The 15599-nt window shown below is 54.4% G+C and carries 17 protein-coding genes; 2 read left to right on the forward strand and 15 right to left on the reverse strand.

The features are described 5' to 3' along the window. Positions 1-57: 57 nt before the first annotated feature. The 15 genes from CR254_RS16530 to CR254_RS16600 all read right to left on the reverse strand — a co-directional run bounded on the left by CR254_RS16530 (position 58) and on the right by CR254_RS16600 (position 14369). Positions 58-861, reverse strand: coding sequence for a sulfotransferase domain-containing protein (locus CR254_RS16530; protein ID WP_097931979.1), 804 nt, complete (start codon positions 859-861; stop codon positions 58-60). After that, a complete protein-coding gene (locus CR254_RS16535; RefSeq protein ID WP_097931981.1) occupies positions 858-1589 on the reverse strand; it encodes a hypothetical protein in 732 nt (243 codons plus the stop codon). The genes CR254_RS16530 and CR254_RS16535 overlap by 4 nt, the downstream gene beginning before the upstream one ends. A 6-nt stretch (positions 1590-1595) precedes the next feature. Continuing rightward, positions 1596-2531: a sulfotransferase gene (locus CR254_RS16540; protein WP_097931982.1), complete on the reverse strand. Its 936-nt coding sequence runs from the start codon at positions 2529-2531 to the stop codon at positions 1596-1598. Then, a complete protein-coding gene (locus CR254_RS16545; protein WP_145996768.1) occupies positions 2528-3808 on the reverse strand; it encodes a lipopolysaccharide biosynthesis protein in 1281 nt (426 codons plus the stop codon). The genes CR254_RS16540 and CR254_RS16545 overlap by 4 nt, the downstream gene beginning before the upstream one ends. Positions 3809-3859: 51 nt before the next feature. After that, positions 3860-5236: an alginate O-acetyltransferase AlgX-related protein gene (locus CR254_RS16550; RefSeq protein WP_097931986.1), complete on the reverse strand. Its 1377-nt coding sequence runs from the start codon at positions 5234-5236 to the stop codon at positions 3860-3862. Beyond that, positions 5233-6219 (reverse strand): alginate O-acetyltransferase AlgX-related protein, encoded by a 987-nt coding sequence (locus tag CR254_RS16555; protein WP_180956050.1) that lies wholly within the window; start codon positions 6217-6219, stop codon positions 5233-5235. Before CR254_RS16555 ends, CR254_RS16550 begins: the two co-directional genes overlap by 4 nt. A 34-nt stretch (positions 6220-6253) precedes the next feature. After that, the gene (locus CR254_RS16560) at positions 6254-7492 is read right to left on the reverse strand and encodes an MBOAT family O-acyltransferase (RefSeq protein ID WP_245851710.1); all 1239 of its coding nucleotides are present in this window, start codon (positions 7490-7492) and stop codon (positions 6254-6256) included. Positions 7493-7647: 155 nt separating this feature from the next. Beyond that, entirely contained in the window at positions 7648-8262 is a 615-nt protein-coding gene (locus CR254_RS16565) for an alginate O-acetyltransferase AlgF (protein WP_180956051.1), read from the reverse strand. A gap of 205 nt (positions 8263-8467) precedes the next feature. Continuing rightward, positions 8468-9334, reverse strand: coding sequence for a dioxygenase family protein (locus CR254_RS16570; RefSeq protein WP_097931994.1), 867 nt, complete (start codon positions 9332-9334; stop codon positions 8468-8470). Positions 9335-9345: 11 nt separating this feature from the next. Continuing rightward, on the reverse strand, positions 9346-10650 hold the full coding sequence (locus CR254_RS16575) for a TRAP transporter large permease (RefSeq protein WP_097931996.1): 1305 nt from the start codon (positions 10648-10650) through the stop codon (positions 9346-9348). Next, complete coding sequence (locus CR254_RS16580) at positions 10647-11198, reverse strand: TRAP transporter small permease subunit (RefSeq protein WP_097931998.1); 552 nt, start codon at positions 11196-11198, stop codon at positions 10647-10649. The genes CR254_RS16575 and CR254_RS16580 overlap by 4 nt, the downstream gene beginning before the upstream one ends. A 28-nt stretch (positions 11199-11226) precedes the next feature. Next, positions 11227-12300 carry a C4-dicarboxylate TRAP transporter substrate-binding protein gene (locus CR254_RS16585; protein WP_097931999.1) on the reverse strand — a complete coding sequence of 358 codons (1074 nt, stop codon included), beginning with the start codon at positions 12298-12300 and terminating at the stop codon, positions 11227-11229. A gap of 55 nt (positions 12301-12355) precedes the next feature. Then, entirely contained in the window at positions 12356-12814 is a 459-nt protein-coding gene (locus CR254_RS16590) for an OsmC family protein (protein WP_097932001.1), read from the reverse strand. An 11-nt stretch (positions 12815-12825) separates the two neighbouring features. After that, positions 12826-13491, reverse strand: coding sequence for a malonic semialdehyde reductase (locus CR254_RS16595; RefSeq protein ID WP_097932003.1), 666 nt, complete (start codon positions 13489-13491; stop codon positions 12826-12828). Next, on the reverse strand, positions 13488-14369 hold the full coding sequence (locus tag CR254_RS16600; RefSeq protein WP_097932005.1) for a fumarylacetoacetate hydrolase family protein: 882 nt from the start codon (positions 14367-14369) through the stop codon (positions 13488-13490). The genes CR254_RS16595 and CR254_RS16600 overlap by 4 nt, the downstream gene beginning before the upstream one ends. A gap of 91 nt (positions 14370-14460) precedes the next feature. Between CR254_RS16600 and CR254_RS16605 the strand changes: the two genes are divergently transcribed. Beyond that, entirely contained in the window at positions 14461-14844 is a 384-nt protein-coding gene (locus tag CR254_RS16605) for a YciI family protein (RefSeq protein ID WP_097932007.1), read from the forward strand. A 30-nt stretch (positions 14845-14874) separates the two neighbouring features. After that, positions 14875-15537, forward strand: coding sequence for a GntR family transcriptional regulator (locus CR254_RS16610; protein ID WP_245851712.1), 663 nt, complete (start codon positions 14875-14877; stop codon positions 15535-15537). Positions 15538-15599: the final 62 nt, after the last annotated feature.

Raw genomic sequence — 15599 nt, forward strand, 5'->3', positions numbered from 1 at the left:
ATTACCGACAGCAATATGGCGGGTGTATATTCGATATTTTTTTGAAATATCGGCATATTAATATCCGAATTTCGATATGAAGCTGCTTGCACTGTTTTCAATGAGGGTAATTTGGTCCGAAGACAAAACCGTGCGCCACTCATCCGTGCGCCCGCTGCGATAAGTGGGGCTGACTGGTGAAACGGCTTCTGTCGCGATTTGTGCCGCAGCCGCGCGATCAGGCTCAAGTCCGGCATGGGCGAGAATACGCGCAACCTCATTTGTGCGTCGGTCCGCATCGGGATGGGTCAAATCCTCAAACCGCACAACCAATGTGTCAGGCTCGTCAGCCCAAGCGATGAAAGCCAACATCAATTCAACGAAAGTATGCCCCTGCCAGAATTCAGGCGCTTCGATACAAAAGTCGATCCGCTCCTCAAGCGTTTTATCTGCAATATGGGCATGCATCGGGTGTTTGGTATCCTTAAGCAGGTAATGTGCGTCAGACAAAACCATTGCCCTAGGATCGCGTACCATCAAGAATTTCTTCGCACCTGTCTGCTGTAACAATTGAGCAATTTCAGGCTCATAATGGGCATGGCTGACCAAAAGCTGCCCTGAACGCAAGCGCGAGATATGCCGTCCCCATCCGCCTAATGAAGCGATATTGCGCGGGTTAAGCGTACGCGTCACGGGCCGGTAAATTTGTGCACTCAAGCACAGCGCACGCTCCAGAAGATGTGTGCCACTCTTGGGCGGAGAGATCAGAAATAACGGCTGCACTTGCGCCGATTTTTCTAAATTCAAACGTAGTGACAGTTTGCGTGGCGAGAAACCAAATCGATCAAGGTCCCATATCAGGCGGTTCAACTTTGATGTCACTGGGCTGTCCTCTTTGCATCAAGCGCCAACACGGCATCATATAGATTCGTGGCTTTCTCAATCAACGCGCTGTGATCAGTTCTGATTTTCGTGGATAGGTCAAACTTCGCCTGAAATTTCTCAGCAGATGGTGCGGCAATACGTCGAGGATCCAATTCCGTAGTTCCAAAGGCGCGCCTGTCACGACGCTTTATCTCCTCCACAACTTTTTCATGATCTTCGTCTGCGAGTAACTGAAAATCGGTGCCATACACCTCGTTCACGCGCGCGATCATCGTATTTGAATCGCTTACAACCAGATCAAATGGCGCGATCACACTATTTTGGTGCACGCGTAGCACTTCAGCATAAAGCCGAATATAGCTGCGCAATAGCACCGCCGCCCGCAAATTCGGGTTGCGCAACATTGCTGAAATAACCGCATCTAGTGGATCGCGGACCAATATCACGCATGGTATGCGATGCTTCTCCGCAAACCGAATTTGATAAGATTCGTGCAAGTGATGCGCAATACGGACCGGTTTACCCTGTGCGATAGCGAAAAAGGCCGTTGCATAGGTGTTCGCCGAGCGTGGGAAGCCGTCAATAACGATATCTGTATCTTTGAACGCCATCAAATCGCGACGTTTACCTTTGATACGGGATGCGACGCCCTCCATCACGCGGTAGGGTACATCATATCCTGCAATGATTGAACGTAGCTCGGCATATAGGTTTTTGACGATCATTCCTGCTTACTTCCCCTCATGGCTGCTGGAGCCAAACGTGATGAAGCGATATTTTAGCAAACGGTGTAGGGTCAGGGCCGTCACAACGGCTCTTCTCCAACCTGCGAATTTCTGTTTCCACCGCTCGTCCAAGCGCACCTCGCGCTTGCTCACGCTAAAGCGCATTGGATTTCCCGAAACGGAATGGCTGGAAACTGTCCCGTCTGCAGTGTCCTGTGTTGCAGGATCAATATAGGTGATGAGATCATCCAGCATGCGGGTAGGGTCCGTGGCCAGATCTTCGTACCGTATGCGATGCAATCCCGCCTTGCCCGCGATGCGTTCAAGCGCGCCATTGATGTAATTCCATGTAACCGCGGCGCGCAGCAGGCTGTTAGTACCCATCATTTCGGTCTTCCAATGTACCTCCCTACGGACCTTGGGTGTTTGGAAGGAATAGGCGACCGCCCGGCTGTCACGCACGAGGTGCACAAGACGGACCTGCCCAGGGAATGCTTCGGCCATGAGGTCAATATGCGCGGGGTCCTTACTGCTATCGATGATGATATTACAGCCTGAACTTTCCGCTATCGCTTGGATGGTCCCACGCAAAATCTCGATATATGCAGCGCGGTTTTGCGTATAGGTGGTGCTTGGTATCTTCAGATCCCGGTGGATAAAGTGCATCCGGTGCCGTTCAACGCTTAGACGCAGGGCTTCCACCTCAGTAAAATCTGTATCTGCACCCGAGCGGACGCGCCCACCAACATCGCCCCAGAATGGACAAGTATTTACCGGCGTACCGCAGGCGCACAATTCGCCACGTATGAATCCGCGTTGCCACAGATATTTCAGCTCTCCTACAGAGGCTGCTTTTAAGCGGTCCAAAAGCAGCATTTCCAACAGCGTACTGCCCGATCGACCATATCCGCCAATTAGGATGATTTGAATGTTATCGCTCATCGGATTTTGTTCATTCTTGAGTGTCGGATGATAGATGCGCTGTATATTACCATGGTTATCAAAATTATGCTTACGTTAACAGTTGGCACAATCATCGCACCTAGGTGTTCCGTAAAGTTGAAGCTAAGAAATATAGAGGTGCATGCACCAATAAAACCACCCAGTGCTAATGATTTTGGCACCTCTAAAGATTGTAGCTCTAAAATTACAGGGAGTCGTAGAACCATAGCAACGTTTCTTAAGCAGTATATAAGAAATATTGGAAGTGCAATTCCAGCGTCTATAGCGAAAGCGAAGCTCACAAAAACATCCCAAACGGAAAAAATGGAAGATAAAACTACCAATAAGACAATAAGGGCGCAAAATGTACTGGCGACTAAAAATCTTCTCATTGCATGACGTCCTTGTTTTGCCAGTATTCGTGCAGATAGGGCGGGCGCAATTTGCTGCAATGCATTAAAAGGTAGATTGAGTATATTCGCAAGCGATTGCACCGCCCGCACCAGACCTAGGGCGCTCTCTCCTAACAATGCTGTAGCGATGAATAGCGGAGCGTTGCCTTGGATTGCATCAAGTGCGACAGATGCGCTCATCCAGCGGATAAATGCCCGATGACGTGGCCAAACAGCTCGGGATAATCGTTTCGACCAGCGCATGGGCCCATAGAACAGGAATCCGAACGCGATACCTGCGAAACTGCCCACCATCATAGCTCCAAGCGCGGTGGTGACGGTGAAGCTGTCACGGAAGATGGTCGCTAGCGCAGCAAGGCATGAAATCTGCACACCAAATCGCACGACATCCACCAAAAGCGCGCGCAGCGGTGCGGCATAAACAAAGTGGTAACGGCGAATAAAATCAGCCCCGTTGGCCAATATATTCACGCCAATCAAGCCTAGCGTCAGCCCGGGAAGCCAAGGCGCACCTATGGCGAATGAGAGTGGTACAATAATTACACCCAAGAGAACGCTGGATATAGCGCAAAACGATACTGCATTCAGCAATAGAAAGGCGCGATATCCGCGAATTGACCCGTCATGTAACTTCGGCCCGATCGTTGACATCGGGACAAGTATTAACCCGTTCAAAAAATTGCGGGCGATCATTACTAGCAAAAAACAAACACTGAACTGCCCGAAATCCTCGAGCCCCAACGTCCGGGCAAGAATGACAGTCGTTGCGAAATTGGCCGCGCTGGTCAGCACTTGACTGCCCATAGCACACAGCGCCTGCGGCGTATTATGGCTACCTTGCAGTTTCCGAAGAAGAGATTGCATACGCGACATCTGGCTTGGAACCTCTCTCGTCAGACAAGAAAGGTCTACGACTCAACCCGCGCACAATTCAAGAGTGATGTCGAAAGGCTCGGAAATGTCACCAACATAGCGAACTCGTAATTGCTCCAGTTCAGCGCCTTGCTGCCGATCCAAATAGGTGGCCATAAAGTTGCTGCGCAGATCTCGGGGGGTACGATCACCCGATTCCATTAAGCTAATTCCTGTTCCGCCGCCTGAGTAACTAAACTCAACCTCAACATTCCCTTGAAAGAGGATGGAGGCGGTTGCGTTAACAATGTCGAACGGCATTACATTGAAATCTGTTATTTCAATCCAATCATTATTTGAAATAGATATAGGGTGAGCACCAGCCGTGTCTGCCCGATCTACGCACCGTAGAGCAGCTGAGCCGATTAGCTGCCGAAACGCGTTGAGATCATTAATACGGCCGGTTGATGGAAACTCCCAGATCAATAGTTCGGGCGCTATATTTAAAAACAACTGGGAGCGTAGGTATGATAGCATAGGCTCAGTCGCTCCCCCACCAACAACTGCTCTATTCAAAACATCTCTCTGCATTGCGTATGTAAAAGCATCTCGTGATCGGTAATTATCAATTCCACCGTGATTACTAAAGCTAGTACCAACAAGAACTACATCCGAATCGACGTCTGCCGCATTCCCGAATAGAGCAGCAGCCATATCAACCGAAGCACCCGTGATAGGCTTAACTGATTGGGCAGCGGCTGGCTCTCTCTCCAGCTCTACACCACAAACTTCCTGAATAGCTGCTCCGTAGCTACCGATTTGATCGCGCTGCGACCAGTCATCATAAACGAACGCTGTTCCTAGCTCGGGCCCCAGCACGGCTGGGCGTTGCTCTTCAAGCACTTCTCTTAAGGCAAGGGCAGATACCTGAGCACCTGATGGTGTCCAGTGATGATCTTGTTTGAAATAGAATACCTCGCGATCATCAAGGTGTCGTTCTAGATGATCAAGAATATCGGGGGCATATGCACCCGTATTTCGCAGCTGATCGATGCGCAGATGATAGGCTGCGCTGGCGTTATCCTGAGAAAAATCAGGTGCTACACGACCAATTACATCTGATCCTGCGGTGAGAGCTCGAGAGGGAGGAACTATCACCGCCAGCGTGACGTCACGGCGTGTGAACTCGTCAACTAACTGGGTCATCAGATTATGTACATTCTCTGATATTGGTGGCGCATATTCCAGATCAGCATTGCGAAAGGCCCAGCCACTAACCGTGTCACCGAAGAAAGGCGCACGACTTCGAAATCGGTCAGGATACTGATCCGCATCCCGCAATTCGGGGCAATCAACAGCATGTTGCGCGGCGCTTGCAGTGCTCAGGCCAAATAGAGCGATCCCTGCGAGAAGGCTTGATCGGAATATAGGATAGATCATGGGGTATCTCCGGTGGTCTGTCTCAGGGTGGTGTAGCGTTCTGGGATGTCCCAAATCACGACTTCCGGCGGGGTGTCTCGATAGATTTCGGATTCGAGATACGCTTGAATGGGGGCAAAGGGGCCTGCGCCCTCCTCTGCGAGGTTAAGGATGTCCATCTCAAGCGCGTCTTTGAGGAAACCTTCGAAATGCCAACGGGAATCCGCACTATAGCTGGTGCCGATCAGAACGCCGGGAATGCTGATATCCCCAAACAGATCAGCACCCAAGCCGCTATCGCGTTGGATTGTATCATATGTGTTAAGCGCTTCAGCCCCCGGCCCGGGAAAGGGCGCGGTCGGCACAAAAGCCAGAAGGTCACCCTCATGCAGGACCGGCGTACTTTTGCTGGTTGCGAATGCCGTTACCTGTACATCCGGACGTGCAATCGCCCCCGCCACGGCGCGCGCCCCCTCGGGGGTCCAATGTGTGTCCGTGCGCAGATAGGCTTGGGGAACGGCGGAGAGTACGGGCCGCAAGTCAATAACCTGCACTTCCCGCTCCGCCAGCCCAGCCAGCAAGGTGTCGTATCGCGCCTCGACCCGTGGTGGTCGTGGTGCCATGACTTGTTCGCGCATTATGCGCGCCTTGTCTGGCAGAAGTAATGGAATGACGGTTACGCCGTCCGCGGTAAAGCGGGACACCACCATGGCGATCGTGTCGAGACTGTCGGAAAGGCGCTCCTCGAAACCGGGCAACGCCTCATATTCTTCATCCGTGAACAGCCAGTCATTGTCGCCAGCGACCGCGCCGCTTCCTGCCTCGTGAAACAGGTTCCAGCGAACGCCCCCCCAGAACCCGATCGACACCTCGCGCAGAATAAGCGCGTCATCGAAACGTGCCTCAAGAGCGGCCTGCGTCGGGCCATCCTCAAAGGGGCCTACCCCGTCGAAATCACTGCGCAGTAGGGTTATCGTGCCGATCAACGCGACAGCGACAAACATAATTGGACCAGGGAGGTTACACCACATGCTCACCTCAAAACTGGAAATAAAGAAACGGGGAATAGGATTGCGAGGCCATTCGCGTCAGCGCACCAAGCATTAACACGCTCATAACCAGTGCCATCAGCTGGGGTGAAAGGGGCCGACGCAGCGCATTCGGTAAGAACGGCACCATGCAAATCGCGATACCCACGCCCAACATTGCCAATTCGGATGGGCGGATGGCCCACGCAATATCAGGACGGATAGAAAACCCCTGCGCGCCAAACATGCCCTGATACATGTCAAATGCGACAGCAACATCCGGCGCACGAAACAGGACCCAACCCAGGATAACAAATATCATTGTGAGCGGCCATGCGATGGCACGCGGCCAAACGCTACCTGCATGTTTCGCGCCCATTGCGCGCTCAACAGCCATAATTCCGCCGTGCCAGATGCCCCACAAAATAAACGTCCAATTGGCACCGTGCCAGAACCCACCCAGCACCATTGTCAAAATCAGATTGATGTAAGTCCGCCGCGGCCCATGCCGGTTGCCGCCTAGGGGAATATACAAATAATCCCGCAGCCAAGTGCTTAGCGATATGTGCCAACGCTGCCAAAACTCGGTGATGGATCTGGAAATATAGGGGGCATTAAAATTCTCGATAAAGCGAAAGCCAATCATCAAACCAAGGCCAATCGCCATTGCAGAATAACCTGCAAAATCAAAGAAAAGCTGGATTGTATACGCCAATGCGCCCAGCCAGCTTTCAGGCATGCTAGGATTCGGGAGGGAGAACATACGATCAGCAAGCGGCGCAACACTGTCAGCGACGAGCACTTTCATCGCGAGCCCTAGGATAAACCGATACATACCCTGCGTGAACAGCTCCAGAGAGTGCGTTCGGTGCATGAACTGTTCGGCCAAATCCTTGTAGCGCAGCACAGGTCCCGCAATCAGTTGTGGAAACAGCGCGCCAAAGGCCAGAAAATCCACCAATCTCGGGGCAGGTGGGGCGTCCCGGCGATAGATATCAATAATATAGCTGATGGACTGGAACGTGTGGAACGAAATCCCGATGGGCAGAATAATGTCCAGCGTGGAATAGGGTTCCGTATTGGCGAATGTCAAAATCCCATTCACGTTGTCCTGTATGAACATCGCATATTTGAACCAGCCTAAGATCGTAAGGTCAAAGATAACCCCGAACCGCAGCGCCCATAATCGAACGCGTTCATCTTGGGAGCAAACGGTAATTTGCGCCGTATAATAGCTGATCAAAGACATACAGAAAATCAGCAAAAGGTATTCGAACCGCCACCATCCATAAAAGGCATAACTCGCCATCAGGATGATAAAGGATTTATACCTCCACCCGCACGAATAGTATATCAATATGAAAGCAGGTAGGAATGCGAATACGAATATATTCGTAGAGAATATCATTTAGGATCGTACTCTGCATATCCAGAGCTTAATATTTGAACGTTACCATTAGCCTGCGCGATAAAGCTAACATCTTCGCCACGGCGCAGTGATATTTCTCGGGCTGGGGCAAGTATCTGGGAATCAGTAAAAACAGCCAAGGGAACGCGCAGCGGGTTAACTTCACGATATCCGGCTGCGCCCGCAGCAACTGGTGGAATGATTTCTACAGAGCCATCACCCATTTGAAGGGAGACCGGATCCGAGCCTAGGTTATACAAAGATACCAGAACCTTGGACGGATCCCTAACAGGTTCGGCAATAACAACTGCACCGTCAGGTCCGGGAATAACAGTGTAGTGAAGGCCCGCATCTACATTCGAGAGGTTCGACGCTGAGAGCACCATATAATCCGCAGATTCGCTTTCTATCTCATTAAATGAGTGGCCGAATATTTCGAGCTCCCCGCTAATATTAATAATTCGTATGAATACAGCATCTGCTGGGGGGGGCGCCCCATACAGAGCGTTTGTTTCTTCTTCCTGTGCGAAAGATCCAGAGGAAACGAACAAAAAAACATTGTGATAAGCTTCAGGCCACGTAGAAAATGGGGCATTTACCGTCCTAACCACAAGTATCTTAATTTTTACCTATCATAAGAATTTTGTCTTTTAAATAGGTAAAAAAGGCACGATTTAGGCTTAAATTAACGTAATCATAATTATCATTGAATTAATCTCATTCCCCCTAATGCCGTGCAAATGCGTTCTGCTGACACTCTGAAATCATCGGGCTCGTCGCGGCGATATATTTTCAGCCGCGACGAGCCCGTAGCGTTTATTTCGCCGATAGCGTCACGTCGAAGGAGACGTGCAGGAAGGTGCCCTCGACCTTGCCCGACAGTTCCATCCCCTCAGGAAATTCGCTGGCCGGTTTTTCCACATAGGTCATAACCAGATCGCTGCGGACTCCGAAAACGGTGTCCTGATCCAGATAGGGATCATCGTCAGGGAAAATCTCGGTCACGAGGGGGCGGAATCCTTCGGCCTCGACGATGTAATGCAGATGCGAGGGCCGCCACGGGTGACGCCCACAGGCACGCAGAATGTCCCCGACGGGCCCGTCCGAGGGCACGGTATACTCCACCGGCTTGACCGTGGTGAAGGCATAGCGCCCATCCGCGCCCAGTGTTTGCAGCCCGTGGAAGGAATAGGTGTCCTGCTCCTGATCCTGACTGGCATACAGGCCGTTTGGCGCGGTCTGCCAGATATCGATGGTCGCCCCTGAAATCGGATTGCCGTCCGTGTCGCGCACGACCCCCTCAGCCAGCAGGACCGGCCCGCCATAGTGCCGCTTCATATCGCCCCCAACGGCCAAGGGCGGCGCGCCGGATACGTGGAACGGTCCCAGCACGGATGAGGACGTGGATTCAGGGCTGGAATGCAGCATATCCACCAACGAGGACAGGCCCAGCACATCCGAGGCCAGCACGAATTCATGCCTGTCCTCGGTCTCGATCGCGGCGCAACCTTCGAGAAAGGCAATGCCGGTTCGCCATTCCTCATGCGTTAGCTGCGTTTCCCGCGCGAAATCGTGCAGGTGGCGCACCAGCGAGGACATGACCTCGCGCATGCGCGGATTGGTTTCGTTCGACATGTATCCCAGAAACACGTCGGTGATGTTGTCTTTGGTGACGTTACGCATCTGCGATTTCCTTAAATCAGGGCAAGGCTCAATATTGGAAACTGGATGAGGATCATCAGAACGACCAGCATCACAAAGGCGAAGGGAAGCGCGCCCATGAACACATCCATCAGGCTGATCCGGTCATCGTTGATCGTCGATTTGATGACGAAACACGATATGCCCAAGGGGGGCGTTAACAGCCCGATCTCCGCGCCGACGACGGTGATAATGCCGAACCAGACCAATGACATATCCATGGATTCAACCATTGGCAGGAACAGCGGTACCACGATCAGAATGATCGACGCGGTGTCCAGCAATGTGCCCAGAAACAGCATCAACAGCACGTAAAGCAGCATAATCATCCAGAACGAGCCACTGCTGCCGGTAAGCAGATCCTGCAACTGGTTCGGCAAACCGGCCAGGCCCAGCATGCGGCTGTAGATCGAGGCGGCGGTAATCAGGAATAGAATGGCCGCCGTGATATGGCCGGTTTCCAGCAGCGCCTCCCAAAAGGATTTCAGCGACATCGACCGCCGCGTTACCGCGATGATCAGCGCGACCAGCGCCCCTGCGGCACCTGCCTCCACTGCGGTCAGCCAGCCTGTATAAATGCCGCCCAGAACAATCGTGATCAGGCCAACTGTGGGCAGCGTTTTGGATGCAATCTCACGCGGGGTCATCCATTCGGTATCTGCGACAACACGCCCACCAACGAAATCGGGGGTAAAGCGCCCCATCAGCCAGATCGACCCGACATAGGCGATGGCCAGCATGATGCCCGGAATAATGCCGGCCAGAAACATGTCGCCCACCGATTGTTCGGACACAAAGGAATAGATGATCAGCATCGCGGAGGGCGGGATAATCATGCCCAGAACCGATGATCCGGCCACTACACCCACAGCAAAGCGCGGGTTGTAATCCTGTGCGATCATTTGTGGCACCGATACCTTGGTAAAGACGGAGGCCGATGCGATGGACGACCCTGTGACGGCGGCAAAAACAGCGTTCGCCCCGACAGTGGCCATGCCGATACCGCCTTTGACCTTGCGAAAGCGCATGGTCATGACCTCGTAAATGTCCCTGCCCAATCCGGCTTTGGACACGATCAGCCCCATAAAGGTGAAGAGCGGTATCGTGGCGAAGCTGTATTCCATCGCGGAATCGCCCACCGCGACCTTCAGCAGGTTCAGCGCTAGCGTGAAATTATCGCGCATCAGCCAGATCGAGACAAAGGACACAGTGCCCAGGGCAACGGGGATATAAACGCCCGCATAGATCAGAAAAACAATTGCAACGACCGAGATTAGGCCGATCTCAATGGGGCTCATGTGTCGGTCCCGTCATGTTCGGGGGCGCGCACCAGTTGCGGACGGTCCTGCGCCGAGATGACTTTTAAAACGAAAATCAGGCAGGACAGGGCCGTCGCCAATGCGATGATCAGCTTGACCGGCCACCATGGCAGCGTGAACAGGCCCGGAACGCCGAAATAGTCCTGCGTGTCCCACATATGCAGGAATTCGGGAAAGGTGATGTAGGCGATCAGGCCCATGAAAATGGCCGAAACGGCATTGATAATCCGCCGCATGGTCGCCGCGATATTTGGCCGACTGTCCCCGATAACGGACAGGAAACCGTCGGATCGGGTTAACCGGTCCACGCGCACCACGTCGGGCAGCTGTAAAAACACGATCATCACGACGGAAAACTGAACGATTTCATACGTTCCCTTGAGGGGGGCATTGAACAGCCCCCGCGCTATGACGTCGAAATTCAGAACTGCCACCAGGGCCAACACCACCAGAGTTCCGATGGCATTGGCCCCGATCGCAAGAATACTTGCGACCCGGGACAGGACGTTGAAAGCAGATTTTAGCATCGATAGCCCTCCCCGGGTCGCGGTCAGCTTATTCAGCTGCCCAGTCACGAACACCGACGAAGCCTGCTGCCTCCAGCTTACCCAGATAGGCGGACAGCATCTCTGCGCCCGGCTCACCCGCATCGTTCAGGGTGGTGACCCATTCCTGTGCAATGTTGGGCATCGCAGCGGCCCATGCCGCGCGATCCTCCTGCGGGACCTCTACAATTGTGCCGCCTGCGGCGACATATGCCTCGGCCGAGGCTGCGGCGCGATCCATTGCAATGCCGGCCAGATGATCGCGGTAATCAATCGCCACCGCCTGCAATACCTCTTTCACCTCATCCGGCAGCGAGGCCCAGTAATCCGCGTTTACGGTCACCGTCTTGGAATTCACCGCGCCGAAATCCACGCGCAGCATATAGGGCCCCACCTCGGAGATGTTGAACGTCGCGGCGGCCTCCGGCCACAACATGCCGCAATCGGCCAGACCGGTTTGCATCATGTTGTAGAAATCGGTCAGACCACCACGCACGCCGGCGGCCCCGTCGATCCCCTCCAGATAGCGCAGGTTCAGACCGGCGCCTGCAACCTTGGCGCCCTCCAGATCGGCAATGCTGCTCACTTCGTTCGCGCAGAATACCTGATAGGTATCCAGCACAACGCCGGTCGCCAGATAGACCTGATTTTGTGCGCCGAACTCGTTTTGCATCGCGGGGAATTCGCGGGCGATCTCATCCACGGCCTGCGCGACAACACGGGCATCCGAGGAAACGAACGGTGTCACAGCCGCGATCCCCTGCGAGGGCAACTTGGACGAATGGAAGATGGTGGTGACGATCCCGATATCGCCCAGGCCCAGTTCAACCCCCTCCAGCACACCACGGGGCCGCACGATGGAGCCGCCATAGTTTTCCTGCCAGTTCATGACGTAATTGCCGGTTTCAGCCAGACGGCGATCCACCTCGGGGATGAAGAAATCGGAGAATTCCTGTACCCACAGCGAACGCTCGGGGTAGCCATCGATCACGACGGCGGAAACGGTTTCCTGTGCCATAACGGGTAACGCTGTCATCGTGGCGAGAGCCGCCGAGGCCAGCAGGTTTTTGGTCACTGTCTTCATGTCTTTTTCCTCCCAGAAAAAATGAAGCCTTTGGCTTCGTTATCGTCCATGTCCGTCAGGTCGTTTTCGCCCAATTCACCGTCAGGTCAGTGCCTGCCGCCTCGAACAATTTGGCGATTGCGCAGTATTTTGCGGTCTCGCGGCCCACCTCATCCAGCTCTTCTTGGCTGGCAGATGTGGTGCAGTTGACCGTCAGCGTGATGGCGGGAAAGGGTAGGTTAACCTCCTCCTCCATCAAAACGCCACGGCGGTCGAATTTCGTATCAGCGTCGATGGTCACCTGACCCAGATCAACGCCCAGACGGGCCGCATTTTTATGGCCGATCACATTGGTACAGGCGATCAGCGCGGCCATCACGCTTTCGGTCGGGGTGGGGCCCAGATTGGTGCCGCCCCGTTCCGTCGGTTCATCAATGATGACGTTCAGGTCGCGGATCGGAATTTCCGTGCGGCCATGTGTCGGGCATTGCGCGGTTGTCCGATATGTCACGACGGTCTTCATTTTGACGGCCATGCTGGTCCTCCTCAGGCGAAGCTGCAAACTTTATCGAAGGCAAAGCGCGGCAGCTTTTGAAACAGGGCCGTTTCATCCGCATAGCCGATATTGCACAGGAAGTTCGATTTCAGGCTGGTGCCGGCAAAGAATTCCTCGTCCACGATGGCGTTCGAAAAACCGGACATTGCCCCCACATCCAACCCCAGCGCGCGCGCCGCGATCATGAAATAGGCGCCCTGCAAGGTGCCGTTGCGATAGGCAGTATCTGCGGTATAGGCCTCGTTGCCGTCGAACAGATGGCGGCGATCCTCATGCGGGAACAGGAAGGGCAGCTCGTGCCAGAAATCCATGTCATGCGCGATAATCGCCGTGACCGGCGCGCCCATCATTTTGCCGACATTTTGCGGCTTGAGCGATTTTGCCAGCCGCGCCTTACCCTCAGGCGTTTTGACGAAGACAAACCGCGCGGGCAGCGTGTTCATAGAGGTCGCGCCGTTGATGGTAATCTCGTAGATTTCCTCAAGCACGCCATCGGGAATGGGTTTGTCGGTCCATGCGTAATGGGACCGTGCCTCGCGCAGGATCAGGTCGATTGCATCACCGGACAGCCGGTCGATCCGTTTGCGCAGATCGCGGTGATCCTGCTGCGCCGTGGCGCGCAGGGCGTCCAGTTCGGCACCGGTCGGGGCGCTCATTGCGCACCTCCGGCCGCCAGATCCTTTTCATCGACGATCGGGCTGGAACAGATGCCGATCTGCTCGATCTCGATGTCCACAACCTCACCCGGAACCAACCAGCGCGGGTTGGGCTTTTTCGCGTGACCAACACCGGGGGGCGTGCCCATGGCGATCATGTCGCCCGGCTCCAGTGTGGTATATTCCGAGATGATGGCGATGGCATGGGCGACCGACCAGATCATATTGCCGGTATTCGAGGATTGCAGGATTTCGTCCCCGACGCGGCTCTCGATCTTCAGGCCGCTTGCGCCGGCGGGCAGGTCCTCGGGCGTGACAACATAGGGACCGATAGCGCCGGTCTGGTCGAAATTCTTACCGGGGGTCCACTGATGCGTTTTGCGCTGATAATCGCGAACAGAACCGTCATTGAACACGGTATAGCCGAACACATGATCCAGCGCGTCATCCTGCGAAATGTGGCGACCGCCCTTGCCGATGATCAGCATCAGCTCCGCCTCATAATCCAGCTTTTCCGAGCATGTCGGGCGAACTAGAGGCGCACCAGCAGCCATGATCGAGTTTTTGCCGCGCATGAACAGGGCGGGATAATCGGGGATGTCATAGCCGCCCTCCTTGATGTGATCGGTGTAGTTCAGGCCGAGGCAGATGATCGACCCGGGTGCCTTTACCGGCAGGGCGGGCGTGATATCCGCGACAGGGATCGTGGGTGCGCCCGCAACCTTGCCTGCGACCGATTCCGCCAGTGCGGGGTCGGCGACCAGTGCCATCAGGTCGGTGCCAACCGCTGCATCTAATGCTGTTAAATCAACGGCATCGCTGCCCATTACCGCATATACCGCAGTTTCGCCCGACGCCTTGCCAACCAGATATTTCATCTTCGCCATCCTTGTAAGTTGACTAATTTTTGCCTACAATTAGGCTCGATGTCAAATAATATCGATATTTTATGACGCGGGAGAAATCGCAATGCAATGGGCAGATTATAAACAGCAGGCCAAGTCACGCGGTGCGTTGGCGCTGGAGCTTTACGTCGCGCAAAGTACCCCCGCGATGGCACCCGAGGATGTGAAGGCCGCCCTGCCCGACCACCTCGCCTATCAGGCACAGTTGGAGGCACAGGGCGCGCTTGCCTTTGCCGGCCCCATGTCGGATGAAACCGGCGATCTGATGCAGGGTATGGGGTTGATCATCTATCGCGCCGATAGTCTGGATGCGGCCCGCGCACTGGCCGCGGCGGACCCGATGCACAGCAGTGGTGCGCGCACATTCACCATGCGGCGCTGGATGATTAACGAAGGATCGGTCACTATTTCGGTCGGGTTATCAACCAATAGCGTCGATCTAAGCTAATTCACCGAGGGGACTGTCGGGATGAGCGTCATGAAGCCGAGCGAAGGCAAGGAAACCTCCGCGACCCATAGCGCATATCTATCCCTGCGCCAGATGATCCTGACCGGTGAGCTGCCGCCGGGGCAAAAGCTCAAGATCGAGCAATTGCGCAGTACGCTGGATACCGGCGCCTCGCCCGTGCGTGAGGCGTTGAGCCTGCTAACCTCGGACCTGTTGGTCGAACGGCTGGACCAGCGCGGGTTTCGGGCCGCGCCGGCCAGCCTTGTCAATTTCAACGAAATCCTGTCCCTGCGCTGCGTGATGGAGGATATGGCCCTGCGCCAATCCATCGCCCGCACCACAGCGGACTGGGAGGAACGTCTGGTCCTGACCCATCACCGCATGAAGCGCGCGGTGGAGGAAGGGTCCATTCCTAAATTCGAGGACGCACATAAATCGTTCCACATGGCGCTGCTCGACAACGCCAACTCACCGATTCTGCTGCGCTATTGCAGCCAGCTATATGATCTGAACATCCGGTATCGCTATCTGGCGGCGGGTCAGACGAATTACCGCAAACGCGATATCGCGGCGGAGCACGAGGAAATCCTCGACGCGACCCTGCGTGGTGACGCGGATGAGGCATCAGCCACGTTGATCCGGCATTACCGGTCCACCGGCGAATATCTGACGGACCCGCTGAGCAAACTTTAGCGATTTAACCAAATCAATTGCAATAATATCGATTTTATGTGAGCCTTTGCGAAAGTGCTGGA

Source organism: Pontivivens marinum (assembly GCF_900231835.1).
In the GTDB taxonomy this organism is placed as follows: domain Bacteria; phylum Pseudomonadota; class Alphaproteobacteria; order Rhodobacterales; family Rhodobacteraceae; genus Pontivivens; species Pontivivens marinum.

What these genes read in the sequence shown, in the direction of transcription:
- CR254_RS16580 (WP_097931998.1), bottom strand. Translation starts at nt 11,198, where the DNA reads ATGCTAAAATCTGCTTTCAACGTCCTGTCCCGGGTCGCAAGTATTCTT.
- CR254_RS16600 (WP_097932005.1), bottom strand. Translation starts at nt 14,369, where the DNA reads ATGAAATATCTGGTTGGCAAGGCGTCGGGCGAAACTGCGGTATATGCG.
- CR254_RS16570 (WP_097931994.1), bottom strand. Translation starts at nt 9,334, where the DNA reads ATGCGTAACGTCACCAAAGACAACATCACCGACGTGTTTCTGGGATAC.
- CR254_RS16545 (WP_145996768.1), bottom strand. Translation starts at nt 3,808, where the DNA reads ATGCAATCTCTTCTTCGGAAACTGCAAGGTAGCCATAATACGCCGCAG.
- CR254_RS16585 (WP_097931999.1), bottom strand. Translation starts at nt 12,300, where the DNA reads ATGAAGACAGTGACCAAAAACCTGCTGGCCTCGGCGGCTCTCGCCACG.
- CR254_RS16575 (WP_097931996.1), bottom strand. Translation starts at nt 10,650, where the DNA reads ATGAGCCCCATTGAGATCGGCCTAATCTCGGTCGTTGCAATTGTTTTT.
- CR254_RS16605 (WP_097932007.1), top strand. Translation starts at nt 14,461, where the DNA reads ATGCAATGGGCAGATTATAAACAGCAGGCCAAGTCACGCGGTGCGTTG.
- CR254_RS16595 (WP_097932003.1), bottom strand. Translation starts at nt 13,491, where the DNA reads ATGAGCGCCCCGACCGGTGCCGAACTGGACGCCCTGCGCGCCACGGCG.
- CR254_RS16535 (WP_097931981.1), bottom strand. Translation starts at nt 1,589, where the DNA reads ATGATCGTCAAAAACCTATATGCCGAGCTACGTTCAATCATTGCAGGA.
- CR254_RS16555 (WP_180956050.1), bottom strand. Translation starts at nt 6,219, where the DNA reads ATGTTTGTCGCTGTCGCGTTGATCGGCACGATAACCCTACTGCGCAGT.
- CR254_RS16540 (WP_097931982.1), bottom strand. Translation starts at nt 2,531, where the DNA reads ATGAGCGATAACATTCAAATCATCCTAATTGGCGGATATGGTCGATCG.
- CR254_RS16560 (WP_245851710.1), bottom strand. Translation starts at nt 7,492, where the DNA reads ATGTCTTTGATCAGCTATTATACGGCGCAAATTACCGTTTGCTCCCAA.
- CR254_RS16610 (WP_245851712.1), top strand. Translation starts at nt 14,875, where the DNA reads ATGAAGCCGAGCGAAGGCAAGGAAACCTCCGCGACCCATAGCGCATAT.
- CR254_RS16590 (WP_097932001.1), bottom strand. Translation starts at nt 12,814, where the DNA reads ATGGCCGTCAAAATGAAGACCGTCGTGACATATCGGACAACCGCGCAA.
- CR254_RS16550 (WP_097931986.1), bottom strand. Translation starts at nt 5,236, where the DNA reads ATGATCTATCCTATATTCCGATCAAGCCTTCTCGCAGGGATCGCTCTA.